The sequence below is a fragment of the Pontibacter sp. 13R65 genome, from assembly GCF_047525655.1.
Classification (GTDB): Bacteria; Bacteroidota; Bacteroidia; order Cytophagales; family Hymenobacteraceae; genus Pontibacter.
The window spans coordinates 30,401-54,163 of record NZ_JBLIQL010000004.1 but is presented as its reverse complement, the minus strand read 5'-3'; the positions used below and the strand labels follow the sequence as shown (position 1 = coordinate 54,163).

Annotated in this window: 10 protein-coding genes; all 10 read right to left on the bottom strand. The window is 45.2% G+C overall.

The annotated features are described in order from the left end of the window. Positions 1-403: 403 nt before the first annotated feature. The gene (locus ACMA1I_RS06390) at positions 404-4,510 is read right to left on the bottom strand and encodes a cellulase family glycosylhydrolase (RefSeq protein ID WP_337067465.1); all 4,107 of its coding nucleotides are present in this window, start codon (positions 4,508-4,510) and stop codon (positions 404-406) included. Between the two features lie 630 nt (positions 4,511-5,140). Further along, positions 5,141-8,518 carry a LamG domain-containing protein gene (locus tag ACMA1I_RS06385; protein ID WP_337067464.1) on the bottom strand — a complete coding sequence of 1,126 codons (3,378 nt, stop codon included), beginning with the start codon at positions 8,516-8,518 and terminating at the stop codon, positions 5,141-5,143. 5 nt (positions 8,519-8,523) lie between these two features. Then, positions 8,524-9,975: an L-fucose/L-arabinose isomerase family protein gene (locus tag ACMA1I_RS06380; RefSeq protein WP_337067707.1), complete on the bottom strand. Its 1,452-nt coding sequence runs from the start codon at positions 9,973-9,975 to the stop codon at positions 8,524-8,526. 618 nt (positions 9,976-10,593) lie between these two features. Further along, positions 10,594-11,493, bottom strand: coding sequence for a DUF5017 domain-containing protein (locus ACMA1I_RS06375; RefSeq protein WP_337067463.1), 900 nt, complete (start codon positions 11,491-11,493; stop codon positions 10,594-10,596). A 14-nt stretch (positions 11,494-11,507) separates the two neighbouring features. Beyond that, positions 11,508-13,115 (bottom strand): RagB/SusD family nutrient uptake outer membrane protein, encoded by a 1,608-nt coding sequence (locus tag ACMA1I_RS06370; RefSeq protein WP_337067462.1) that lies wholly within the window; start codon positions 13,113-13,115, stop codon positions 11,508-11,510. Between the two features lie 16 nt (positions 13,116-13,131). Beyond that, a complete protein-coding gene (locus ACMA1I_RS06365) occupies positions 13,132-16,302 on the bottom strand; it encodes a TonB-dependent receptor (protein WP_337067461.1) in 3,171 nt (1,056 codons plus the stop codon). Positions 16,303-16,504: 202 nt separating this feature from the next. Beyond that, a complete protein-coding gene (locus ACMA1I_RS06360) occupies positions 16,505-17,764 on the bottom strand; it encodes an MFS transporter (RefSeq protein WP_337067460.1) in 1,260 nt (419 codons plus the stop codon). A gap of 498 nt (positions 17,765-18,262) precedes the next feature. Then, positions 18,263-19,012 carry a GntR family transcriptional regulator gene (locus ACMA1I_RS06355; protein ID WP_337067459.1) on the bottom strand — a complete coding sequence of 250 codons (750 nt, stop codon included), beginning with the start codon at positions 19,010-19,012 and terminating at the stop codon, positions 18,263-18,265. A gap of 613 nt (positions 19,013-19,625) precedes the next feature. After that, the gene (locus tag ACMA1I_RS06350) at positions 19,626-22,055 is read right to left on the bottom strand and encodes a glycoside hydrolase family 2 TIM barrel-domain containing protein (protein ID WP_337067458.1); all 2,430 of its coding nucleotides are present in this window, start codon (positions 22,053-22,055) and stop codon (positions 19,626-19,628) included. A 101-nt stretch (positions 22,056-22,156) separates the two neighbouring features. Beyond that, positions 22,157-23,761 carry a glycoside hydrolase gene (locus ACMA1I_RS06345; RefSeq protein ID WP_337067457.1) on the bottom strand — a complete coding sequence of 535 codons (1,605 nt, stop codon included), beginning with the start codon at positions 23,759-23,761 and terminating at the stop codon, positions 22,157-22,159. Positions 23,762-23,763: the final 2 nt, after the last annotated feature.

The window sequence follows — 23,763 nt, the reverse complement described above, 5'->3', positions numbered from 1 at the left end:
AAAGTCATTTTTAACTGTGTTGTAGGCCAGATATACCTTGGCAGATTTTCCCTTTCCCAAACTCGAAAGGGGGCTTTTATTGTAAACATTGCACCTTCTATATCTGAAATAACCGAAAGCTAATCCGGCTCCTAAGGTCTGGTTGGTTAGGTTTTGACCATACTACTGCCAATGCTTTTCTATAACTTATAAGCCTTGGTACCAACAAGGCTAAATCGGCTCTGGAAGGCCATTTTTATTAGAATAATTGGCGAACGAACACCTTGAATTGATTGGCATAATATGTTCTGCACTGAATAAACCGTTGAATCAGAGGTCTGGCGCATGAGGTAAAGAAAATCAGAAACCAAAAACTGGTTCCTGATTTTCTTTGGTTTCTGATTTCAATTTAGCTAAGGCTTTTCTAAAACTGCACGATAAACTTTTTACTAACCTTCTCTTTCTGATTATAAAAAGTAGCAATGTACAAACCAGATGAAAGTTTCGGCACCGGCACCTCCAGTTGGTTGTCGCCAGCAAAGAAATGGTACGGTTTTTCGGCCACTTTGCGCCCTAACATATCTGTTATCAGCAATACTCCTTCGGTACCTTCTACTGCACGGGCATTTACCAGTATGTTTCTGCCGGATGTTGCTCTTACAAAGAACTTATCTTTTTCTACATCAGCAGCTGGTCCTTTAGCAACTGCGTTGGAGGCAAGGCTACCTAGGCTTAGCTGCTGATCCGATGCCAGCCTTATATAGTCGATGCTCACTGTTTTGCCTAAAGAAACAGCACTTACCGGGCTCGGCACATCGAACCGGATGATCCGAATGCTGCTCTTAGTAGTCCAGAGCGCCTCTGGTGCCAGGGCTACTGTATATTCTTTAAAATCGGTATCGTTACTGCTGATATCGAACTCTACAAAGTTGGCCACATTATCGCCTACAGGGCCCCACCAATAAAACCGTGCTTTGGTATCAGCTGTTTCGTTCTTCAGCCTGATGGTAACGAATTTATATAAGCCAGGGTCTACCGGAGAAGAGGCAGGCACATCGTAGCGGATGTTGTTGAAGCTTTGGGCTGCCGTAAGACTTAGAACACCATTGACCGTTTGAGCATTCGTATAGTTTATGATGTTCCAGCCATCGGCTTTGTTATTTGCCACTGGCTCGTTAAAATGCCAGGTGTAGGCAAGAGCTGGCGGCAAAGCTGATAACAGCTTCACCTGATCTACCCGAACCGCTTTTCCGATAGAGGCCGCTCCGGCAAGGGCAGGTACATCGAACCTGATAAGGCGAATACTGCTTTTGCCGGTCCAGCTTGGGTTCTGGCTAAGATCTACTGTGTATTCTTTAAAGTCGGTGTCGTTTCCGGAGATATCAAACTCCACGTAATTAGCTACATTGTCTCCTGCAGGTCCCCACCAGTAAAACCGCGCTTTGGTGTCAGCTGTTTCGTTCTTAAGTCTGATAACGGCGTATTTGCTTTTGGTTGGCTCTATTGCATTAGAGGGCGGCACATCATATTTAATGTGCTGGTAAGACTGAGAGACCGTCAGGTTCAAGATGCCTTCGGAGGAGCTGGCATTGGTGTAATTAACAATGGTCCAGCCATCTACCATGTTGCCCGCTACGGCACCATTAAACTCCCAGATATGTGTTTGCGGATCTTCCTCCTCCTCTTTTGTGCATACAGTATTGGCGGTTTTATATTTTTCGAGTACAGCCATTTGTGGTCGATCTACACCTCCTATGGGCTCTACTGCCAGTCTGTAAGTGTGCCACCACGGCCCGGCAGACCAGTAGGTACCGTTTATGCAGTTGTTACGGAGGTACTCCAGCATATTATCCAGAGCCACCAACCAGCGCGGGTCATCATCGGGTACACCATATTCGCCCATGAAGCCTTTTAGCCCGTTGTCGCGGAGCCACTTTACGAAAGGTGCCGACCTGGTAATACCTATGGTTGGGTTGGCTTGTTCACCGTCGTATGCCTGGTCATACTTTCCGGAGGCATCATCATCGAAATATACATGGGCTTCAAATATCAGGTTGTCCGATGGGTCTACCAGGTTCTTCAGGTTATCGCTGGCTGCGGGCCACCTTACCGGAGAGCTCCAGCTGTCGCCACCTACTACAATGGTTGTTTCGGAATCTGTTTCCCTTATCTTGTTAATGATAGCCTGGGCAATGGTAACCCAGGGCGTGGAGGCCAACATGTCGTGTGGTTCGTTCATAATACCGTAGCCCCAGATATTCTCATCTGCCTTGAACTCCTGAGCCAGCTTTTCCCACACATCTGCTACCGAAGTGATTGACAAGGCAGGATCGCCGATAATGTATTCTACCCCGTTTACCACCTTACGGCCATAATTGTGCATGTCCAGCAGTATCCACATATTTCTTTCGCGGGCCGCCTTTATAAATGCTCTAATTCTTGCCAGTTCTGCCGGATCGAGCGCTCCGCCAAGCTCAGGTTGTATGCGCTCCCATTTAAACGGCATCCGCACCAGGTTCAGACCTTTCGATTTGAAGTAGGTAAGCTCGGTTGCGTTAGGGTAAGTATAGTCTGTGTTAAAAACACCCGGTATGTTAGAACCGAACTCGGCACCCGACAGGTTTACACCAAAAGGAGCGGGCTCTCTGTCGGGCATTGGCTCCAGCGGCACCGGCTCAGGCAAAGGCACTTCTTCTGTCGATAGTTTCACAGCATCGATATGTACTGTATTTCCGAAAAAAACAGGGTGCAGCACATTCGGTACATCGAACCGGACGATGCTGATCTGGCCGCTCCAGCGTGGGTCCCGGCTCAGGTCTATGCGGTACTCTTTTACTTCGGTATCGTTGGCCGATATATCAAATTCTATGTAAGCGGCTGTTGCAGCACTTCCCCACCAATAAAACCGCGCCCTGCCAATTCCTGTTTTATTCATAAGTCGAAGCACGGCTGTTTTGCTTTGCTCCGGATCTATAGCATGGCTGGCCGGCACATCATATCGAATGTGGTTATAGGTGGTAGAGGCGGTCAGGTTCAGCAGGCCTTCCGTTGTGTGGGCACCGGTATAGTTTACGATGGTCCAGCCTTCAACCCTGTTGCCTATTACCGGTTCATCAAACTCCCAGGTGTGCGTGTATTGAGCATTCGGATCGGCTTGGGCACCTCGGCTTATGCGCATGATACGTGCCTTCGGCTTGTTGATAGTATAGATATGGTCAGCGACAGAAGCCATTTGCACCTCTGTTTGCTGCTGCACCGGTTTCTCCAGAAGGTAAGCATCGAACAGGCTTTTATTGGCAGCATAAACAGGGGCGTTGGTGCTCTTTAAATTCTCCAGATAAGCTTTTACATCTGGGAAAGGTGCGTTTTTTAAGGCGTCAGGCAAATAATTAATCTCTACCCGCTTTATATCACGTAGCTTGCGCTGGAGCGACCGGTATAGTGCCACCTGCGCCCCCACCTGCATGGCTTGTTTGTATTGCGGTGTATTTTGCTTTAGAGCCAGGTTAACGCCTTTACTTAATTCTTCGCTCGTGTAATTGCTGATAAAGACCCCGTCTATTGTCAGGGTGTAATCTCCTTTGGGAAGTTTGGCTACCTGCAGCAGCTCGGCGTTCAGTTCCTGCGAGAAAGGCACTAAATCAAGAGCAGAAGCTGCCTCAGGCGATACCGGGTAAGGCAGGCTCTTTGCCAGGTAAGTAAATTCTATGTCACCTTCATTTGTCTTTAGATCGGTTACGCTGCAATCTTTACATCTTTTGACGCTACCGTTCTCTAGACTGATGTCTGCCACATAGCGCGGTGCGCCAGTATCTTTCAGAAACTGGTAGGCCATAATAAAATTACCTGCTGTACCAGGGTGAATGCGATCGTTGCTGATGAGAGTGGCGGCGGGGTTTGTGGCCTGTACCTGCTGGTTCAGCCTGTTTAGAATAGTCCAGTAATCTACTACTTTTAAGTTGTACTGCTCTGCCAGCTGCTCTATTATGATTGTACATTTTTGCAGCGCATCGTTTACGCCAACCAGGTTCTCTGCCGGCAGGTCGCCTGTTTGGTCGTAGATGCTGGGCTTTTGCAATATTACCTGCGTGTTTGCCTGCAAAAGCCTCTGTATTACTTGCTCCATGTTAGCCTTATAGTCGGTGAGAGCACGCTGTTTCTGCTCCTCAATGCCTGCCTCATTTTGCCTGGATGCAGCATATAATCCTCGGTTCACATCATTCATGCCTGCCATTACCACCGACCACTCCGCTGGCCGCACAAGTATGTCGTGGTCCATGCGGCGGAGAAAGCTGCCGGCATTGTCGCCCCAGATGCCCGAATTATAAAACGTTACGCGTTGGTCTGGAAAGCGGGTGGCATAATAAAGCCAAATAAAGTTTTGAAACTCCCCACTATGCGTGATGCTGTTGCCAATAAAATTGACACGGTCGCCGTGCTTAAACACGACATCCCCCTCCTGCTGGGCAAAAGAAAAGTGGTGCAAAAGCAAGGTCAGCAAAGCAACCAGGTAAGTAGATCTTTTTAGCATGATTTCATATGAGTTAAGGTTACAAATTGCGTGAGGCAGGGATTTGCTGGTCGACGCTGTACACAACCTTAAGCCGTACCGGCACCAAACCTGCATTAGATTGAGTAGACTTTAAATGATAGGCTTTTCAGTAGATAAGCAGGAAAAGTAAAATTGGCTAATACACTTGCCTGCCAGCAGCCAATTATTCTAATGAAAATGGCCTTCCAGAAGTTTTTTCACCTAAAATAGGACTAGGGTCAACGCAAGGATTTGAACGAATAAACTAACATTAGCTCTACCTCTTTTAAATGAAGTTAGCTTTTAACATTTGCCAGCAAGCAAACCTCGTATCGGTGCTACAATCAGATCGATTGGCTAAGTACATCCTGTTACACGCCAATGTTTAAGTGTTCTGTAAGTGAGGCAGGAGCACTACTTTCATCCTGAGCTTGCAAAAATAGCGATGAAGCACATACCAGTGAGAAGCAGTTTTCCAGACAAGCCCGAATTGACCTCGACTTCGTCTGATCTATTACCTCTAGTAAATTCTTTCAACAAGCCAATTGTATACACCTGTTGTTAGGAACAGATAAAAAGAAAACAATAGGTAGCCTGTGCAGCAGCATAGACTACCTGTTGTTTAGCAGATTAAGGTTTATTGAGTGTTGTAGAAGTGCTGGTTGCAGGACCAAGCATTTCTACCGCCCAGTCTTCCTGCAGTAAGAAATACAGCCTGGAATAATGCTTATCGGCCCACGCTTGTCTGGCCAACTCAAGGTAAGGAGCATGCTTGGCTGTACCGGTACTCTTCTCCTTTGCCGCGAGCTGCACTTTCTCAAACCTGTGGCGGAGTTCGGCTATAAATTTTTCAGAAAGCTTAACATCACCTGCCAAAACACGCTGCTGGGCAGAAGAGCTTTGGAGAACACGCAGCTCGTATGGCTCCAGGTTCAGGCTTATCTTTTTTGCTTTCTTAAACGATTCACCTGTAACCGGCTCCAGCACTTGCTCCGATTTCTTTAGCTTTATCTGGATTTGAGCAGGCTCAGGTAATGTGTTGAGCACATAGAAGTATAATTTACCATCTACTACCTTCTGCCGTATCCGCACAGGGTCTACCACACCTGGCACATCCTCAAAATCAACAGCCGGTAATGCCTGTAGCGCCTGAGAGAAACGCTCCAGTTCCTTCTCCATACCAAATGTTCCTATCACATAGCCACCTTTTACAATACTGGTCGCATCTAAATGGTGCAGCGCAAACATGTATGGCTCCATAGCATGGTAACTAACCCCATTAAAGGTAGAGGCACGCCAAACCATCTCATTAACACCAATGTTTTTTAATCCAGCAAGTGGAGCCTCGCTTCCAATAGGGTCTTCCCAGTAGCGGTCGTGTATGGTTACTCTCACGTTGTCGTGGTCCTTTAGAGAAGCTACTACTTCCGGAGCAGTCATAACCGTGCGATTAATTTCGTGGTTACCAGGTTCGTAGTTATTGCGTTTCCAGCGCATATCTGCCGGCACTGTGGTATAGTTCAGCACAATGTTTGGGTGGTTCTTGTACAGCGCAGGGTCAATCCCCATTTCCCGCATCACTTCCACGCTTGGCTCTGCAAGGTAATCGGCCAGGCGGTGGTTGTTGGTTAAATGTACAAACACATTCAGCTTCAGTTTCAGGTCCGGGCGGTAGGTGGCTATTTTGGTGCCCATGGCGGCATAATGCTCATAAAGAACTTTGCAACGCCAGTCTATCCAGGCTTTTTTGGCGTCGGGGTTGCTCATGAGCCAGTTATAACTGTTGGCAAATCGTTGGGGATCGCCTGCCTTGTAAACAGGAATTTGCATTTGCGACTCCTTCTGAAATCGCTGCAGGTTGGTATCGTTGTAACCTGAGGCAAGCGTACCGAAGGTAAACAGTTTGGGCCGGGCCATTACCAGCGAAATACCATCAAAAGCGGGTTCTTGTGCATATCGCTCACACACTTCATTTACAATGGCATTTACAGATTGCATTACACGCGGGTCAGCCGCATTATAGTTTGGGTCGGCTCCATGCCAGTAGCCATACCAGAGCTTTCCGTCTTTGTTTATGTTAATGGCCGTTTCGTGGCCCGCATGAATAAGCGCTGTGTCGGCTAAGGCATATTTGTTTAAGCTGGGCAGCGTGTGGATATGCAGTCCGGCTGTAAATTTGATTTGCTGCTCTGCTAGCCGCTTAAGCAGATAAGCAGGGTAGCCTGCAGGATGCGGACGCTGGCCACCCTGTGCCCCGTCAATATCAGGCTGAAAAGGTTCTACAGCAGTTCCGTAAAGAGGCCCCGCATACCAGGCAAGCGGATATTCCAGTTCTGTTTGCCCAAAGGACTGCATATACTGCAGCAGCCGGTCTGTGGCTTTAGTAAAACCCTCCAGGTCGCGACCGGTACCGAAGTTATGAAACAGCACAGGATCTTCGTAGTAAATGCCGGCGCTTCGGGCAGGCACGCTGCCTGAGAAACGGCCTTTAGCAGAAGCTACAGCAAAGTCTTTTAACCTGTAAATTTTAATATGCTGAACGGCAGCTGGCAGATTGGGCTCTGCTGTCATAAAAATGAAAGCCTGCTTTTTAGACCGGGGCCAGAACACTACCCTATGCTCCTGCATTTTATTTGAGAGCGGGTATTCGCCTCCTGTGAACACACCCGTATGCACCTGAAAGTCTATGATGTTACCAAAATTCTGCAACATTACTTCCATAGACCTTGGTTTATCATCCGGGTAAGAGATAATAGCCAAATGAGGCTCATTTACCTCTTCAACCTCAAAATCAAGGGCAAAGCGGTCCCGTTTTTTAGTGCCTCCTTCACGGTAAGCTCCTATAGGTAAATTATGGATAACCGTGCCTCCTGTTTCTCCGATTGGTTCCTTTTTTACGGCATCCAGCTCCACTAACAATGTTTGTTGTGCAGCCTTTGTTATAGCTTTGTTCGAAGCCGCTACTACCTGCACGGCAGCTTTGGTTTTTTTCTGCTGCTTGTTCTCGGTATAGTGCAAGGTGAGATTATAACCTCCCGGTTGGAGTGCCGGGAGGTTCAGCTGTACCTGTGCTTTTCCGAATGCTTTTACCGATTGATTTTGCACGTTGCCTTGCTCTACTATTTTCCCCTGGCTGTTGGCAAGTTCAAACCGGAGGTCTTTCAGCTCGACTGGCTGCTCTCCTGCGTTGCGCACCACCACGGGCACCACGCCAGGTTGAGCGGCTTCTAAAAAAGGATCGATAATAGCGACATCTGCCACCAGCTTTCCAAATTGCTGAAAAGCCTTGCGTGCCTCAGCCTCTGTAAACTCTCTGTTGTAAATATAAAACTCGTCTAGCGTAGCCTGGCACGACTCTTCTCCTTTTGCATTGGCGGCACCAATAAAAAAAGAATCGTAGGCTACAGGGGTCCATTGTGGCATCCATCCGATAGAAGCAGGTTTACCGTCTACGTAAATAGAGGCTCCTTTTAATACATTCCAGGTAAAGGCCAAGTGGTGCCATTCGCTATCGCTCCAGCTATCTATTTTATGGTAATACACATAGGAGTCGCGCTTATCTTTCAAACTAAAGCGGATAAACCGCCCACGAAACATTTCGATTTTAAAACTGTTGCTGCCACTGGTTTGCGGGCCGCTTTCCTGAAATATGGTAAAGGGGTCTATCTGTTTTCCATCTTTTAAAGTTGGCACTTGCAGCCACATCGCAATAGTGCCTTCAGACTTCTGCAGATTACCCTGTGCCGGGTACTGGAGCACCTGACCAGGCATAAAAGAAGCGGCTTTACCCTTTACACCGTTCACTGCTCCAGGGTGCTTGCTCTTGTTAACCGGGTTGTTGCTTCCGATTGCATTTGCTTTATAGCCAGCTTCAAAATCGAGCTGAAACAGAACCTGTAATTCTTTTATTGCAGGTTTTTCCTCTTGCCAGGCAGCCGGTATGGCCGCCGCAGCAAAAGGTTTGGTTGCTAAAAGAAAAAGAATAAAATATGCCGCTTGCTTTATCATGATGCTTATTCTACAATAACTGCTTCGATGTTAAGGTATTCTCCTATTTTCTTGATAGTTTCTGCGTGGTGCCCTACTCCTAAGGCAAAGTGGTGTGTAGGTCCTTCTTTTACCCATTTCTTTAGAAATGTTCTTACATCCGGCTTAAAGTAACCTCTGGTGTTTGTGTTTCCAGTTGGCGGAATTGGACCTTCTACAGATGTACCTTCTGCAATTACAAATTTAAATTTTCCATCGTAGGTAGAGGTAATGCTAAGCATGGTAATAGGCCCCTCTTTTATTTTGAACTCTACTCCTGCCCCAAAACCAGGTTTACCATGGTACTTTTTCAGGCTACGGAGCACTGGTTTACCTTGGGCAATGGTAACGTTATGCGGACCGTCGTGCCCCACCAAAATAAAGTTTTCCTTAAAATCAACCGGGTGGAATTCTGCAAAACTGCCCCCAATACCCAGGCGCTCCATTATCATCATGGCAATGCAGCACTTCAGGTCAGACTCGCCACACATAGGGAAGCCGGCGCCAGTCAGAAGGGAGTTTCCTACAATCAGGTTTGTCATTACCTGCCGGGTTTCGCTGTTCTCGGGTCCTTCGTAATAGTAAGCCAGGCCATCTAGCTTTTTGTCTTTCACAAACTCTTCTAGCGCTACCGATACGCGCGCAGCAACTTCCAGGTCTGTTTCGCGGAGCTTTTCAGAAATTGGGTCTGATACGGGGTCGGGTGTATCAAAAAATTCCAGGATACGCACCTTTTCTTTATCTACATCTGTTGCAGCAACCTGCTGAAATTTGTTTACAATTTCGTGGGCTTCGCACTGCACGATATGCAAGCCAAAATGAGAGGTGAGCATGGTCGCATCTGAGTGCATATCGAGCATGGCCTCTATGGGGTGTCCTATATGGCCTATCCGGGCCGTTTTCAGGTCGTGCAGCACACGAGCAATATTGCAGTAGGTACTAATTTCTGCTTCTGCAGCAGGGTCGTCGTGCAGGGTACCAATAATAACGTCGGGTGCTTTTTTACCCATTCTAACGGCTACACCTGTAAACTCAGGAAGAGAGCAGATATCGTCGTTGTACAGTTGTTGGTAGGTAGAGGCTTTGCTGTAATTCAGGGCTTTATCGGGTTGCAATGCCACCAGCACCACAGGCACATCAAGGCTTTTGATGATAACGCCAAACGTACTGGAGGTGGCATAGGTCAGCATGTCGCAGAATACAAGATCCAGGTTTGCTGCTTTTAATTTTGGCAGCAGCTCGTATGCCCCCTGCACATCGTCTACCATTCCGAAATCAAATACCTCTACCTGGTTCTTCTCAACCTTTTCGAGGAGTATGGCCTGCTTCTCCATCATTTGCTCATAGAGGCCTTCGAATTGTTCCCAATACTTGGCGTATCCTACTCCGAAAATCCCGACTCTTGGAATAGTTTCTTTTCTTTTCTTTATGACTGGCATATTATCAGGCTTTACTACCGTTTCAGCCACTGTCAGTTCTTCGAATTGGTTCATAATTTCAGGTTTAATATTTCAACAAATATCTTTACGCACTAGGTTTTTAAATACACACTTTTATTTCTCAAAATTTTATAATAACCAAATTGCATACAGGTAAATCTGATTTTCTATACTTGGCCTATTACAATTGGGTGGTCCACTAAAGGCTCTTCTTAAATACCATTAAGCTGCCACTGTAATCATCAGCTTAAATTATTCAAATGAAAATGGCCTTTCAGAGGCTTTTCTCATGTCAGCACCTTTAGGGTTCCCTCTTAGCACCCCCTCAATAGAAAAAACATTTATCGTTTTATAATTCTGAATTGGGTGCAGCTATAGTTGATGCAACCAACTCAATTATTCTAATGAAAAAGGTCTTCCAGAGGCAATTATACCTTGTTAGGGCTAAGGGCTGAGTTAATATACTTTTTATATTAACTATTAATAGGGATAGACAACTTAACGCACTAAGTTAAATAATTTTGAATAATTTTCCTTATCATATTTGCTTAATTTTGAAGCTTTGTTTGCCTTTTAGCCGCCTAAACTTCAGACAAAGCGAATATGCTTGCTGCTGTTCTACTCTATAATGGTTAATTCGAGCTGGCGTGTAACCGATTTACGGGAGTCAACAGTTTGATTCGTTCCGACGAAGGTGACTTGGTAGGTGCCGGGCTGAGTATACACAAAATTGTAATTTTCCAGCGCGTTAGTGCCTATATTCTGAATTGGCCTCCCTGTATCGGGGGGCACTTTCGTAAAATAAAGTGGCTTTGAAACGTACCAGTCTTCACTCTCAGGAGCGTTAACGCCGCCACCTATAATCACTAAGTCTACAGCCGGGTTTCCTCTTGTTGTCCAGGTGTTGGCATCGTTCTTTATGCTGAATGGCAGCCACCCGGCATTCTGCAGCGAGGCAACAGGAATGGCAGTAACGTTTGGCAACACAGTTTTAGCGTTAAAAGCATGCACAATCCAGTTTCCGGCTGCCTTGGCAGGATCTGTTTGCCCTACAAATTTGAAGGCAAAAAACAGAGGCTTACCAGGCTCTACCAAATCAGAAACATGTAGCGTACCGGAAGGCGTTATAACAGTGTTGGGCGCAATAATGGCCCGGTCGGTTATATCGGTCCAGTTGGCAGCCAGAACACCTTCTTTGGTAAGGGCAGCCAAATCAGAAGACACCATTAGGCGGAGAGAATTGATCTGAGTGCCTCCCCCACCATACTGGGTCGTAACATCCAGCTGCGGTATACCCCCTTCTACAGCCGTTCGTTCTCTGAAATTGTAATCGGCACCAGCCACACCAGAGTAAAAGGTGATGTGCCCTGCATAGCCGGAGAAGTTAAACTGTACTGTTTCTCCAACCTTGTAAGTTTGTTTTTCGACCTGCACATCGAAGTCTGGCGTTACCACATCCAATGTTTTGTTGCAGGACATGAAGGCAACAGTGAGCACTATCAAATATAAATATCTCATAACTCAAGAACAGTTTAGTAACCTGGGTTTTGTGTAAGCGATTTGTTCAGCGACATGTCGTAAGTCGGAATCGGAAGCAGAAGGTTTCTTTCGCTTATGTTTGTCTGAGCCAGCACGTGCCCCTGAACTGCGCCATTGGTCAGAGCCCAGGCCATATAAGCTTTCATATCTCCTACAAAGTTACCCCAGCGTATCAGGTCGGGTCGCCTGATTGCTTCAAAACAAAACTCTCGGGCTCTTTCGTCTTTTATCGCTTGCCTGAAATCTTCCTGCCCCATTCCTCCTGGTAGATCGGCCTGCACATCAGGTTTGGGGGGATTAGGCAGCATCAGACCGTAGCCTCTTCTTCTGACCTCGTTTATGGCATCGTAAGCCTCTGCGGTTGGTCCTGCAATTTCGTTCTCTGCCTCAGCAATCATCAGCAGGATATCGGCATACCGGAGTATCGGGAAATTTTGGGGCGATGTGCTGATGTCTTTAGGCGATACCACCTCATACTCTCTTCTCCACTTGCCAAGGGTGCGCCTCCAGATGTCGTTATTAGGAGTATACACAGCAGGGTTACCGGCATAAGTAAAGGGAGCAATGTTCCAGTCTCTGCGCAGGTCCGGAGAAGCCTGGGGCAAATCGGTGTTTGCGAGGTCTTTTTCGTAGAGGTCGAACAGTTTTCTGGTTGCAAGCACTGACCCGCCGCTTATGCCTTTTTCCCGGTCAGCCGGGTTTCTGATTCCGCCCCTGGCTCCAATGTAGTAAGTGTATTCGCTAAATGCCCCTGTATTATTACCATAAAATTCTATCTCCCAGATGCTTTCTCTTACATCGTATTGGTCTTTTGCATATTTAATAAATATGTCAGTGTAATCAGGGTTGAGAGCGTGTTTTCCGGAGTTTTTCACTATTCTTGCCCAAGTGAGTGCCTCAGCATACCTAGAGGCATCTCTTAGCGGGAAACCGGCCATAGTCAGGTTTACTCGGGCTAAGATTCCCTGCACGGCAGACCTGGATATTCTGCCTCCATAGCTTATACCTCCCTCGGAGCCAGCACCTGCCACCTCTTCTACCAGGCCTTCTGCTTCTGTCATATCTCGTATAATCATCTCGTATACTTCTTTCTGAGGTGTGCGCGGCACATTTACATCTGATATGGAAGGTGTGGCCGTTAGCAGCAAGGGCACATCGCCGTAGTTACTCACCAGCAGAAAGTAGTAGTAAGCACGAAGGAACATGGCTTGCCCTTTGATTCTGTTTCTGGCAGCTTCGGCAATGTTGGGATTGTCTACAACAGCCAACAGTAAGTTTGCCCGGTAAATACCCTGGTAAAGTGTTTTCCAGAAGTTTGTAATTTGGGCATCGGCAGGCGTATAAATGTAAGCTGTGGTGTTTGCCTGGCCGGTGTTGGTATATTCTATATCTGTGCTCACGTTTAGCCAGTAAGGCACTACATCCCCATACATCGCCTGCGAACCCAACACATCGTAAACACCTGCCAGAGCGGTCTCCAACTCCCCCACCGTACTGTAATTGGGGGCTATAAAGTTTGTAGGCTCGGTATCCAGAAAGTCTTTGCAAGAGGTGCTTCCCAGGCAAAGCAAGGAGGCGAATAAATAATATTTAAGTCTCATATCTAGGAAAATAAGATTACAACGAAGTGCTTAAACCGAAAGTAATGGTCCTGGCTAACGGATAGGCGGCAAAGTCAAAACCTGGTGTAAGAGCCGAGTGTCTGGTAGAAACATCTGGGTTAGAGCCGGAATACTTCGTCCAGGTAAAGAGGTTTTGGGCAGAAGCATACACCCTCAGTGACTTCAATTTAATTTTGCTGATAAAGGCTTCGTTAAAGTTGTAGCCAAGCGCCACTGTTTTTAAGCGCAAGAAAGAAGCGTCTTCTACTACCCTGCTAGAGTAGTAAGTATCGCGCTGACCGCCGGTTCTGAACAAGGTATTGCTCGGGTTCTCCGGAGTCCAACGGTTCTCGTAGCTGGCATATTGGTTCAGGGACCGGGTACGCTTGGCATTGCCCTCCAACAACAGGCGGTTTGCATTTATAACATCGTTGCCATAAGACCACTGAAAGAAAACGTTCAGGTCGAAACCTTTGTAGCTAAAGTTGTTGGAGAAACCGCCTACATGTACAGGCAGCCCACGGCCTATTACAGTAAAGTCCATTTCGTTTACCACCAGGTCACCATTTATATCCTGGTATTTTATGTCACCAGGTTGAATGTTCGCACGTGGTTGTCCGTTTGTTGAGATATTGTCTTTAAGCACATAATTGCCCAACACCCAGTCAAAGTCCTCATACTGATACACGCCATCCCAAATCAGGCCATAGATTTGCCCTATAGGTTGCCCTACCTGCGCAATGTAGGGTGAAGTGTTCCTGAAGTCCGTATCAAAAGCGACCTGGCTTAGCAGGGAAGTCTGGCCTTCATTTAAAGCAATTATTTTGTTCTGATTGAAACTGATGTTAAAGCTGGTACTCCAGCTGAAATCGTTTTTCTGGAGGTTAACGGTATTAAGTGTTAGCTCAAGCCCCTGGTTCTGCAGCTTCCCAATGTTTTTAAAGGCAGTAGCGAGGCCAGAGGTATTGGTCAGACCTGTGGCATAAGGCAGGCTGGCATTCAGCAGCAAGTCTCTTGTAGTTTTGCGGTATACATCTACTGTTATCTCTACCCGTCCTTTTAGCAGGCTCAGATCGTAACCAATGTTGGCTTGCTCAGTTGTTTCCCATTTAAGCTCGGGGTTACCATAATTCTCCAGGAGCGCCCCTCTGGTGGGCGAACTGTTGTTAAAAGAATAACCACCATAGCGCGGCACGCTCAACTGGGTCAGGTAAGGGAAATCAGAAACGCGGTTATTACCTGTAAGTCCGTAGCTTAAGCGGAGTTTGGCATCATTAATAATGCTGATGTTCTTGATAAACCCTTCGTCAGACATTCTCCAGGCAAAGGCAGCTGAAGGAAACGTGGCCCATCGGTTACCTGGGGCAAATTTAGAAGACCCATCGTTCCGGATAGAAGCCGTGAACAAATACTTTGATTTGAAACTGTAATTTACACGACCTAACAGCGAAGCCATGGACCAGCGGGAACTGCTGGAGAAGCCAATGTTTGTATCTGCCTCATCCAGTCCATCTATGCCAAGTGCTTCATTTAGAACGTTGGTCGCCGAAAACCCATAATTAGCATCTGTTTGATGTTGAATAGTAAAGCCTCCAACCACATTAACATGATGATGCTGGTTAAAAGTCTTTTTGTAAGTTAGAGTGTTTTCGTTGAGCCAGTTAGTTACAGGTCTGAAGTTAACCGATCCGTTTACGCCCTCTGCTCTTCTGCTATTACCATTGGTTGTAAGAGAATTAAAAAAGGCATCGCGGCGCACCATCATATTAGTAACCCCTCCGGATACTCTTAAAGTCAGGTCTGGTGTAAGGGCATACTGTGCATAAGAGTTAACATTCAGATTGTTTACGCGGGTTTCGCGAAGTTCATTTTTAGCCGATAAAATGGGATTAACCCTAAAATCGTTGCTGAGCATTGTTGGGTCAAACAGTTCATCTAATACCTGGTCTCCGGCTCCGCCCACAGGCCGGAACCCCCAAACAGAATACAGCAGGCTTAAGCCACTGTAGGTCATGGTATGCGAGGTGTTCGACACAATAGCTCCATAAGTCAGTTCGCTGCTGTAGTTGGCATTAATACCAACTTTAAGCTTCTTGCCTACTCCCTGATCCAGTGTAAGCCTGCCCTGGTAGCGCTTAAAGCCAGAGTTTATAACCAACCCCTGCTGGTTTATGATATTCCCTGATATGGAATAATTAGTAGCCCCATTTCCGCCTCTTATCGACAATTCGTGGTTCTGAATAGGCGAACGCTGATATATTTGCTTCTGAAGATCGATACTTTCCACATTTCTATAATCTTCCAGTGTTTTCTCACCGGTAAAATATACATTCTCGGCAAATTCGGGCTCCAGCTCACTCTGGTACTTCACAAACTCATAGGCTCCCATAAGCTCCAGCGGTTTCGGGTTTTCAGAAAGCCCAAAAAAAGTATTATAAGTAATCACAGGTGCCCCGGCTTTTCCTCTTTTTGTAGTAATCATAATAACGCCATTTGCTCCTCTGGCCCCATAGATGGCCGTAGCGGAGGCATCTTTCAGAATATCGATAGATTCTATATCGCTTGGGTTAATGGAGTTCGCCATTGAAGTCTCCATCGGGAACCCATCTACCACGTAAAGTGGCGAGGTATCCTGTGTTAAGGACCCGGCTCCCCGAATTACAATGTTGTTGTTAGAGCCAGGCTGCCCATCGTTGCCCGATACTGTAACACCAGCCACACGACCAGCAAGAGCCTCGTCAAACGATTTCACAGGGGCTTTCTCTACATCCTGCATCCTGACCTGCCCTATGGCACTGGGTACATCTTCTCGTGCAGAAGTACCATAGCCAATTACCACTAGTTCCTTTAATTGATTCTGATTTGCCTCCAGTGCCACATTTATAACACCACGGCTGTTTACTGGAATTTCCTGGGTCGCAAAACCCAGATAAGAAACTACTAATGTAGCAGTAGCAGGCACCTTTATAGAAAAACGCCCTTCTGCATTTGTTGTAGTTCCATTACTTGTTCCTTTTTCTACAATTATAGCTCCCACCATAGGCACCTCATCTGCAGCGGCAATTACTTTACCACTTACAGCAGCAGCTTGCTGTGTCTGTGCTGCCAGATCCCCTACACCCAGCACTAGCCCCACCATGATACAAACTAACTTTAACGTCAGCACCTTAGCTAAAAAGTGTTTCATGCTTCTTTCTCAATTTATGGTGATTATGATAGATTTCTTTTTTTTGAGAGACGATTAAAAATGAGACTGTTGGCGACTAACAAATCCAGAAAAGGTTAAAGCTGCACATTATTAGAAAGAAATATGTACAACTTACAATGCAAGTTTAATATTAGACCAGCCTAACGCACTAAGTTAAAATCAGATAAAAATTTTTACCTTATCAGGTAGCGGTTTGTCGCTCCAACTTTTCTTTCAGATCAAACACAACAGGTTTAATTTTAGGAATAAATACTGCCAGCAATACAAAAGCGATAGGATACATCAGACCAGAAACCACCCAAAGAGGTCCATACGAATAGTCTTGTATCACCATACCGATAAGCGGGTTCATAACCATACCAGACACCGCACCAGCTGTACCCGAAAGTCCTACTACAGTAGAGGTGGCATGTCGTCCAAAAACATCAGAAATAGCCGTAATGTAATTGGTAATCCACAGTCCGTGCGCTAACATCATAACTGCCATTAAGAAAATAGCTACCTCCACCGACGACACCCAGGCAATAAGTGGAGCAACCAATGTAATGAAAGCCGCCACTCCCATTACAGCTTTACGGGCAAAATTTACTGAATGCCCCCGCGCAATAAGCCTATCAGACACCCAGCCTCCCATAATATTAGAAATACCAAGGGCCAGAAACGGAATCCAGAAGAGCTCTCCTACTCGCTCAAAAGAAACCCCACGTTCCTGATTCAGGTATTTTGGAACCCAAAACATCAGAAAGTAAAATATAGGATCAAGTAAAAAGCGTACTAGCACAAAAATCTGTACCTCTTTGTTTTTTAATAGCTTTAGGAAAGGAATAGCAGCCGCTTTTGGTTCTGGTTCCACCTCTTTCAGTTCCTGGCCTGCATGCTGTTTTTTCCGCCAAGGCACCAATACCCACACCAGCACCCAAACAATACCGACTAAGCCTGGAATTGCAAAACTCCAACGCCACCCCATTTGCGACGATATAAGAATAGTAATGGGAGGTGCCAGCACAGCCCCTATTGCAGATCCGCCAATGGCAATGCCGTTAGCCAACGCCCGCTCTTTTTTACCAAACCACTCATACACCGTTTTGGCAGCACCAGGAAAACAACCTCCTTCACCTACTCCTAGCAAAAACCTAAAGGCTAGTAAGTGATAAAAATTCGTCATAACCCCATGCAGGCTATTGGCCACAGACCACACTCCTACAGAAAGGGCAAGTCCTGCTTTGCCTCCAATCCGGTCGATGAGCCTGCCTCCTATAGTAAACATCAGGGCATAACTGATCAGAAAGCTGGTATTCACTAAACCATACTCCACATCAGTAATACCAAATTCATCTTGTATTTTAATTATTGTCATAGACAGCACCTGGCGGTCTAGAAAGTTTAAACCTGTTGCCAGAAAAACAAGCACTAAAATGAACCAGCGGATTTTTGGAGACATAATCTTAACGCACTAAGTACATACAATAGTAAATATTTTTTAAATAACTACCTAACATTTGTAAGCTATATTTAAAAATATTTCTCTCTCCCAAATACCAATCAATCAACTTAAAATAGTATTAAATAAGAAAAATACAGTATACTATAAGCACATAATAGGATATAAAATATCAGAATCGAAAAATTACAAACCTAACGCACTAAGAAAATAATTATAGTTAGTTGGTTTATTAGCATGTAAAAGATCCTTGCATCTAAACACTCTTGCTAGCTTACATGAGTTAACATAGAAAACAAATCTGCGTTGCACCTGCCACCACTTTAGGACCACCTACGATTGGTGTAAAGCAAGCTGTACATAACTTAATTGCTAGCAGGAGGAAAAGGGCATTACAATTAGTAGAGGCTGCTAACTAGACTGCGCCTTACAAGTAGATAAACTTAACACGATGAGTTACAGATAATTTTATTAAGAGTATGCTTTAGAAACAGATAGCTACTTGTCGTTGTACTCTGGGTTTGCAACAATGGCAAACTTATACTTATCGCCGCGGTAAAATGACTTCTCTATTTCAAGTACTTTTTCTGGCTGACACAGCACTACGCCGTCTAGAATAAAAACTGGTAACTGCTTGTTAACTTCAAAGTTGTTGTCCGAAGCGCCAGGCTCTAAAATGTCGGCACTGAGCGTTTGCTTGATATCGGTTATTTTATGATGGTATTTTTCTTCGTAGACCTTAAAATAAGAGATTTCTGTTGACATCATGTTGATTTTAGGGCATAGCTTCAGGCAGATATACCTTACTTCATCTTTGATGATAACATCATCAGCGTATCGAAGCTGGTGAATCTTTAGCACAGGACCTTCCATGATAAAATGCTTGCCACTTATTTCAGATGAAATACCGTGCTGCAGAATAGTCTTTTCCAACACAATATTTTTGGGATTGAATCCCTCTGCCCTTAAACTCTCATTGAAACCACGACGGGTAGAGTCGATGGACCCTAAAGTCCGTAAGAGGTGGTGATCTTCTGTACGATTAAGTACAAAAGTTCCTTTTCCTTTTATTCGTTGCGCCCACCCTTTAGACTCAATCTCTAATAAGCTTTTACGGGCAGTAGTATTGCTGACATTATAGCTTTTGATGAGTTCGTTTTCAGAAGGTATTTTATCACCTGGCTGCAGCTCCCCCATTTTAATTTTCTCTATAATTTCCTCGCTGATCGAAATGAATTTGGGCTTCATTGAAAAAGATAAATAGTATAACTGCCTCAATATATCAATTGTTAGTTAAATATTATCCGCAAGTCCATAAAATTGTAGAAAGTAAACGATTTAGGAACATCAAACTCAATTGCTATTTTATCTCCAGTTTCATCAAGGATAAAAGGCTTAATTAATTACCCCCTATAGGTTCATTATCCATAAAAAAGTTAAAACCGTATTAGATCAGGCTAGAGTTTAAAGCATAAAAGTCTATTTTGACGGAAAAGATTCATAAAAAACAGAAAAGCCTTACCGGACTAGATAAGGCTTTTCTGTTGATAAGAGTCCTACAAAGATCAGGCTTCTTCTATCTTACCGCTTGCTTTGAACCTATTAGTTGCAGATGGATGGTAAAGGCTGGCTCTATTTATCCACATACTGGGCCGGTAAGTAACAGGTTGCACGCTGTGTCAGACGATTTAGACCAAAGTAGCCTGGCATCCTGACAAATGGACATCAAATAGGTTATTCCCTTCTCTCTCTTTTGCATCAATCCGACCGGGGCATGCAGTACACCTGCAGCTCGTTTAGAAAGCAGCTAGCTTCAGGGCATGAGCATAAAAAGGAAGTGTTGCATTATTGTTGTTCATTGCTATTGTACTGGCAAAACAATTGTTTGAGGCTGTAGCCCCGGTGACTGGAACGTTACTTTAACCTCTCCTTTCTTTTGCTCTGCTTGCAAATACGCTAATAACTTCCCTCGTAATGCTTTACGCTTATTTGCTTTGTAATCTTCATGGCTCACCAGGCTTCCGCTTTCAAGCCCTAGAAGCTTAGCAGGTCCCTCTACAGTTACGGCTATTTCATTTTCAGCATTGTAAACGGCATTACCTTCGCTATCCACAATGTCAATCACAATGTGAGCTACTCCTTTCTTGTCTGCTTTAAGAGATTGCTTGTCTACAGTTGCTTTTAAGGCGTAAGGCGAGCCTGTTGTTTTCAGAACGTGTTGGGTAACCTCTTTGCCATTTTGATAGCCTTTAACTAGTAACTCCCCTGACTGGTAGTCTACTTCCCACTCCAGCACACGGGCTTTGGCCTGAGTATAAGGTTTCCTGCCAAGCGACTTCCCGTTCAGGAACAATTCAGCCTCATCGGCATTGGTATAACAGCTAACTTTTATTTTGTCTCCTGCAGCCCAGTTCCAGGCAGGTGTTAAAGGCTGGTAACGCTGGCCCTCGACTTGCTCCTGTACCTTAGCGGTGGCAATATATACCATAGGCTTATCTGACCAGAGACTTTGCCTGAAAAAATAATCAGGTTTAGGGAAGCCTGCCAGGTCCAGTAATCCTGCTCCGCTGCTGCGAACAGGCCAGCTTCTGGCTTCTCCCATAAAGTCGAAAGCTGTCCAAAGAAATTGTGCTGAAATATAATCTAATGTATCTACAGCTAACCAGGCATCTAAACCTTTTCCGTTCTCACTACCATAGATAATACGATTGGGATGCTTTTCATGGTCTTCAGGATAGCGATACTCTTGGTAATTGTAACCTACCACATCCAGTTCATCCGGATAAGTGGTAAAATTAGACATTACTACTCCTGCCAATGCAGCCGTTATAGGGCGTGTTATATCATACTCCTTGGCTACAGCCACTAACCTTTTCGCTATTTCCCCTAATCGGCTGGCAGGGGGATTGTTTGGCTGGTAACCTTTACCATATATTTGCGGATTACGTCCTGTGTTTAGTACCTCATGCGAGTAAGGATCATTTGGATAATCTATTTCGTTGCCAATGCTCCACATAATGATAGAGGCATGGTTACGGTTACGGAGTATCATATCCCTTAAATCACGCTCTGCCCACTCAGCAAAATGTTCGTGATAACCGTCGTTACCAGGCTTTCCAACATTCCAGCCTTCAATCCATTTGTTCTTACCTAGTTCCCATTCATCAAATGCTTCATCCTGTACTAAAAATCCCATTTCATCACACAGTTTGTAGATATAGTCCTGATGCGGGTAATGGCTCATTCTAATGGCATTACAACCTAGTTCTTTCAGAGCTTTAAGGCGTCTTACCCATACTTCCTCCGGAACAGCTGCTCCCAGAGCTCCCGCATCGTGATGGAAGCATACGCCCTTCAGCTTTATATTTTCGTCATTCAGGAAAAAGCCTTTGTTCGCATCAAAGCGGAAATTGCGGAAGCCTACTTTTTCTACATAATTATCTGTTTTCTTTCCGTTTACATAAGAGGCCACGTGTAGTTCGTACAGGTTCGGATCATCCACAGACCATAGCTTAGGATTCTTTACCTGGAAGGCTAAACGAGCTTCTGCCTCCTGCCCTGCCTTCGCCTGTATTTTCTGACGGTTATCTGCTATAGTTTTCCCTTGCTTATCGCGCAGTTCTGCTCTTACTTCTATGTCGGCTGCTTTCTTAGATTTGTTATTTAGCGACACAACTACCTGTGCAGAAGCATTGCTCTGACTAACTTCGGGTGTAGTGAAGGCAACACCCCAAACCTTAATGTGTACAGGCTCTACCGCCATTAAATACACATTGCGATAAATACCGGAACCAGGATACCACCTCGAATCGGCAAATTTTGTATGATCTACTTTAACCGCGAGTATATTTTTACCCTTCTTGTTAAGATGCTGGGTAAGTTCGTAATAAAAGGAGGTGTAGCCATTGGGACGTTTCCCAAGGTAATGGCCGTTAATCCACACTTCACTGTTTTTGTAGACACCATCGAAGTACAGAAACAGGTTCTTTGAGCGGACATCAGAAGTTAGTTCAAAGGTTTTCCGGTACCAACCAATGCCGCCAGGCAGGTAACCCGTGCTACTTGCCCACTCCGGACTGAAAGGGCCTTCGATACTCCAGTCGTGTGGCAACTCTACTTCACGCCAGTTCTTATCATCAAAACCTGGTGTTTCTCCACTGGTAACATCCCCTTTGTAAAACTTCCAGCTGTCGTTGAACAGCACTTCTTTTCGCACTTGCTGCGCCATTAAGCAATCAGGTAAGCAAACAAACAGCAGCCCTATCAAGCTTAGTAAAAGTTGATTTTTCATTTAAGACTTTTTAGTAATGGTTTGACATTTACTTTGGTAACTAAAGACATTTAACAGCTGAGTTCTCTCCTGGTAAACTATAAATCACGGCTTTATCACATCTACTTTAGGACAGCTACCAAGGTAGTTACTGATCTGGGGGCCAGGGTTATCTCACTGTTGTTTTTTAAAATACTTCCGGGCATAAGGTTCTCTGTTGCTGTAGTCACATAAGGTCTGACCTTACCAATATTTCCCCCCTTCACATTCAGCTTCATTTTTGCAGCGTTAATACCTGCGTTAACTACTACTGTGATCAATTGTTTGTTGGCAGCATCCACATAAGAGGAAGCTAGTAAAGCATTATCTTCAGTTTTTCCACCAGTTAACTCCGTATGCACCCGTGTGGCACCAGGACGAACAAAGCGGCTATAATTACCTAACGCCCAAAGCATTTTACTTTCATAGTAGTTGCCGTCTGTTTTATTATGATCTATATACACTAAACCATCCTTATAGTTATAAGGCGACACCGCTAGCCACCATTGCCAGGCTGTTGCATTCGCAACGGTTAAATCATTATGTATAACACGCGCCATGTAAATGGCAGGATCGATACCTAAGTCTCGTTTATTCCCTTCTATCTCACCAGCATTGTCGCCTAAAATACAATATTCCGATTGCCAAAACTTTAAATTAGGTACACTAGCAACCTTTTCAGCCAATTGTCTTCTTTTGTCTACTGCCTGGTCAAAGGGTGAGGTTGTAAAATAACTATGACCTGAAATTACTTTTCCAACATGCGACAAGCTTCCGATGTAATGTGGTGAGCTACTGGTAAAGAAGGCATCAACCTGGTTCCCTCTGTTTGGTTTATCATCAACGGTATAGAGGTAATCAATTTTTCCAGCTTCTGCTATGTCTATGGTAGTATTTATTTTTTTTCTTTCGAGAGATGTGTTTAGGGCTCTTACAATACCCGCCACATTCTCATTCATGAAAGGTGTACCTTCCTGCCCACCGTCACTCCAGTCCCATTGCGGCTCATTAACAGGGCTTATGTATCGAAATTGAACACCATGTACTCGCTCTACTCCCTGAACTACTTCAGTCAGGTAATCAGCAAAGGCATCATATTTATCTGGTGCGAGATTAGGCTTCCCATCAGAAGCGAACGCTTTCCCGTTAGTTGTCAGGTTCACAGGCGGACTATTCGGGAAAGCCAAAAAGTTTTCTACACCTCGCTCCTGCGCAGCTTTCAGAAACCATACTTGCCCTGCCTGCCGCTGCCAGTTGTAGCTTCCGTCGTCATTCAAAAAGGACTCCGCTCTTCTCCATTCGTCTTTAATGCCACTCTGTTCCGCTTGCTGTGTACTTCCCGCTCCAATGTTAAAGCGCCACAGCGATAAGGCTATTCCTTTAGGCTGGCCACTGGTGCTGGTATCGGTACTAAAAAGCAAATCTGCGATGGCATTTCTTTTGACATCAGGCCAGTTCCCTACAAATTGGCAAGCCCAGGCATCAGAGGCAGCAAAATTATCAATGGTCTGGTAGGTGTCAGATATATTAATGTTTGCTGTTATCTCTTTTACAGGAACTCCTTTTAAACTTTTATCCTGTCCATCTTCCTGCACATTGCTAGAACATCCAGCTAAAACAAAAAAAAACACTATGGGAGATACGATGTGCAGCGCAAAAAGCCTGCGGCCGGAGAACATTTTCTTCATTT

Excerpts from the sequence above, each read along its gene's own strand:
- ACMA1I_RS06390 (WP_337067465.1), bottom strand. The coding sequence starts at position 4,510 with ATGCTAAAAAGATCTACTTACCTGGTTGCTTTGCTGACCTTGCTTTTG.
- ACMA1I_RS06385 (WP_337067464.1), bottom strand. The coding sequence starts at position 8,518 with ATGATAAAGCAAGCGGCATATTTTATTCTTTTTCTTTTAGCAACCAAA.
- ACMA1I_RS06380 (WP_337067707.1), bottom strand. The coding sequence starts at position 9,975 with ATGCCAGTCATAAAGAAAAGAAAAGAAACTATTCCAAGAGTCGGGATT.
- ACMA1I_RS06375 (WP_337067463.1), bottom strand. The coding sequence starts at position 11,493 with ATGAGATATTTATATTTGATAGTGCTCACTGTTGCCTTCATGTCCTGC.
- ACMA1I_RS06370 (WP_337067462.1), bottom strand. The coding sequence starts at position 13,115 with ATGAGACTTAAATATTATTTATTCGCCTCCTTGCTTTGCCTGGGAAGC.
- ACMA1I_RS06365 (WP_337067461.1), bottom strand. The coding sequence starts at position 16,302 with ATGAAACACTTTTTAGCTAAGGTGCTGACGTTAAAGTTAGTTTGTATC.
- ACMA1I_RS06360 (WP_337067460.1), bottom strand. The coding sequence starts at position 17,764 with ATGTCTCCAAAAATCCGCTGGTTCATTTTAGTGCTTGTTTTTCTGGCA.
- ACMA1I_RS06355 (WP_337067459.1), bottom strand. The coding sequence starts at position 19,012 with ATGAAGCCCAAATTCATTTCGATCAGCGAGGAAATTATAGAGAAAATT.
- ACMA1I_RS06350 (WP_337067458.1), bottom strand. The coding sequence starts at position 22,055 with ATGAAAAATCAACTTTTACTAAGCTTGATAGGGCTGCTGTTTGTTTGC.
- ACMA1I_RS06345 (WP_337067457.1), bottom strand. The coding sequence starts at position 23,761 with ATGAAGAAAATGTTCTCCGGCCGCAGGCTTTTTGCGCTGCACATCGTA.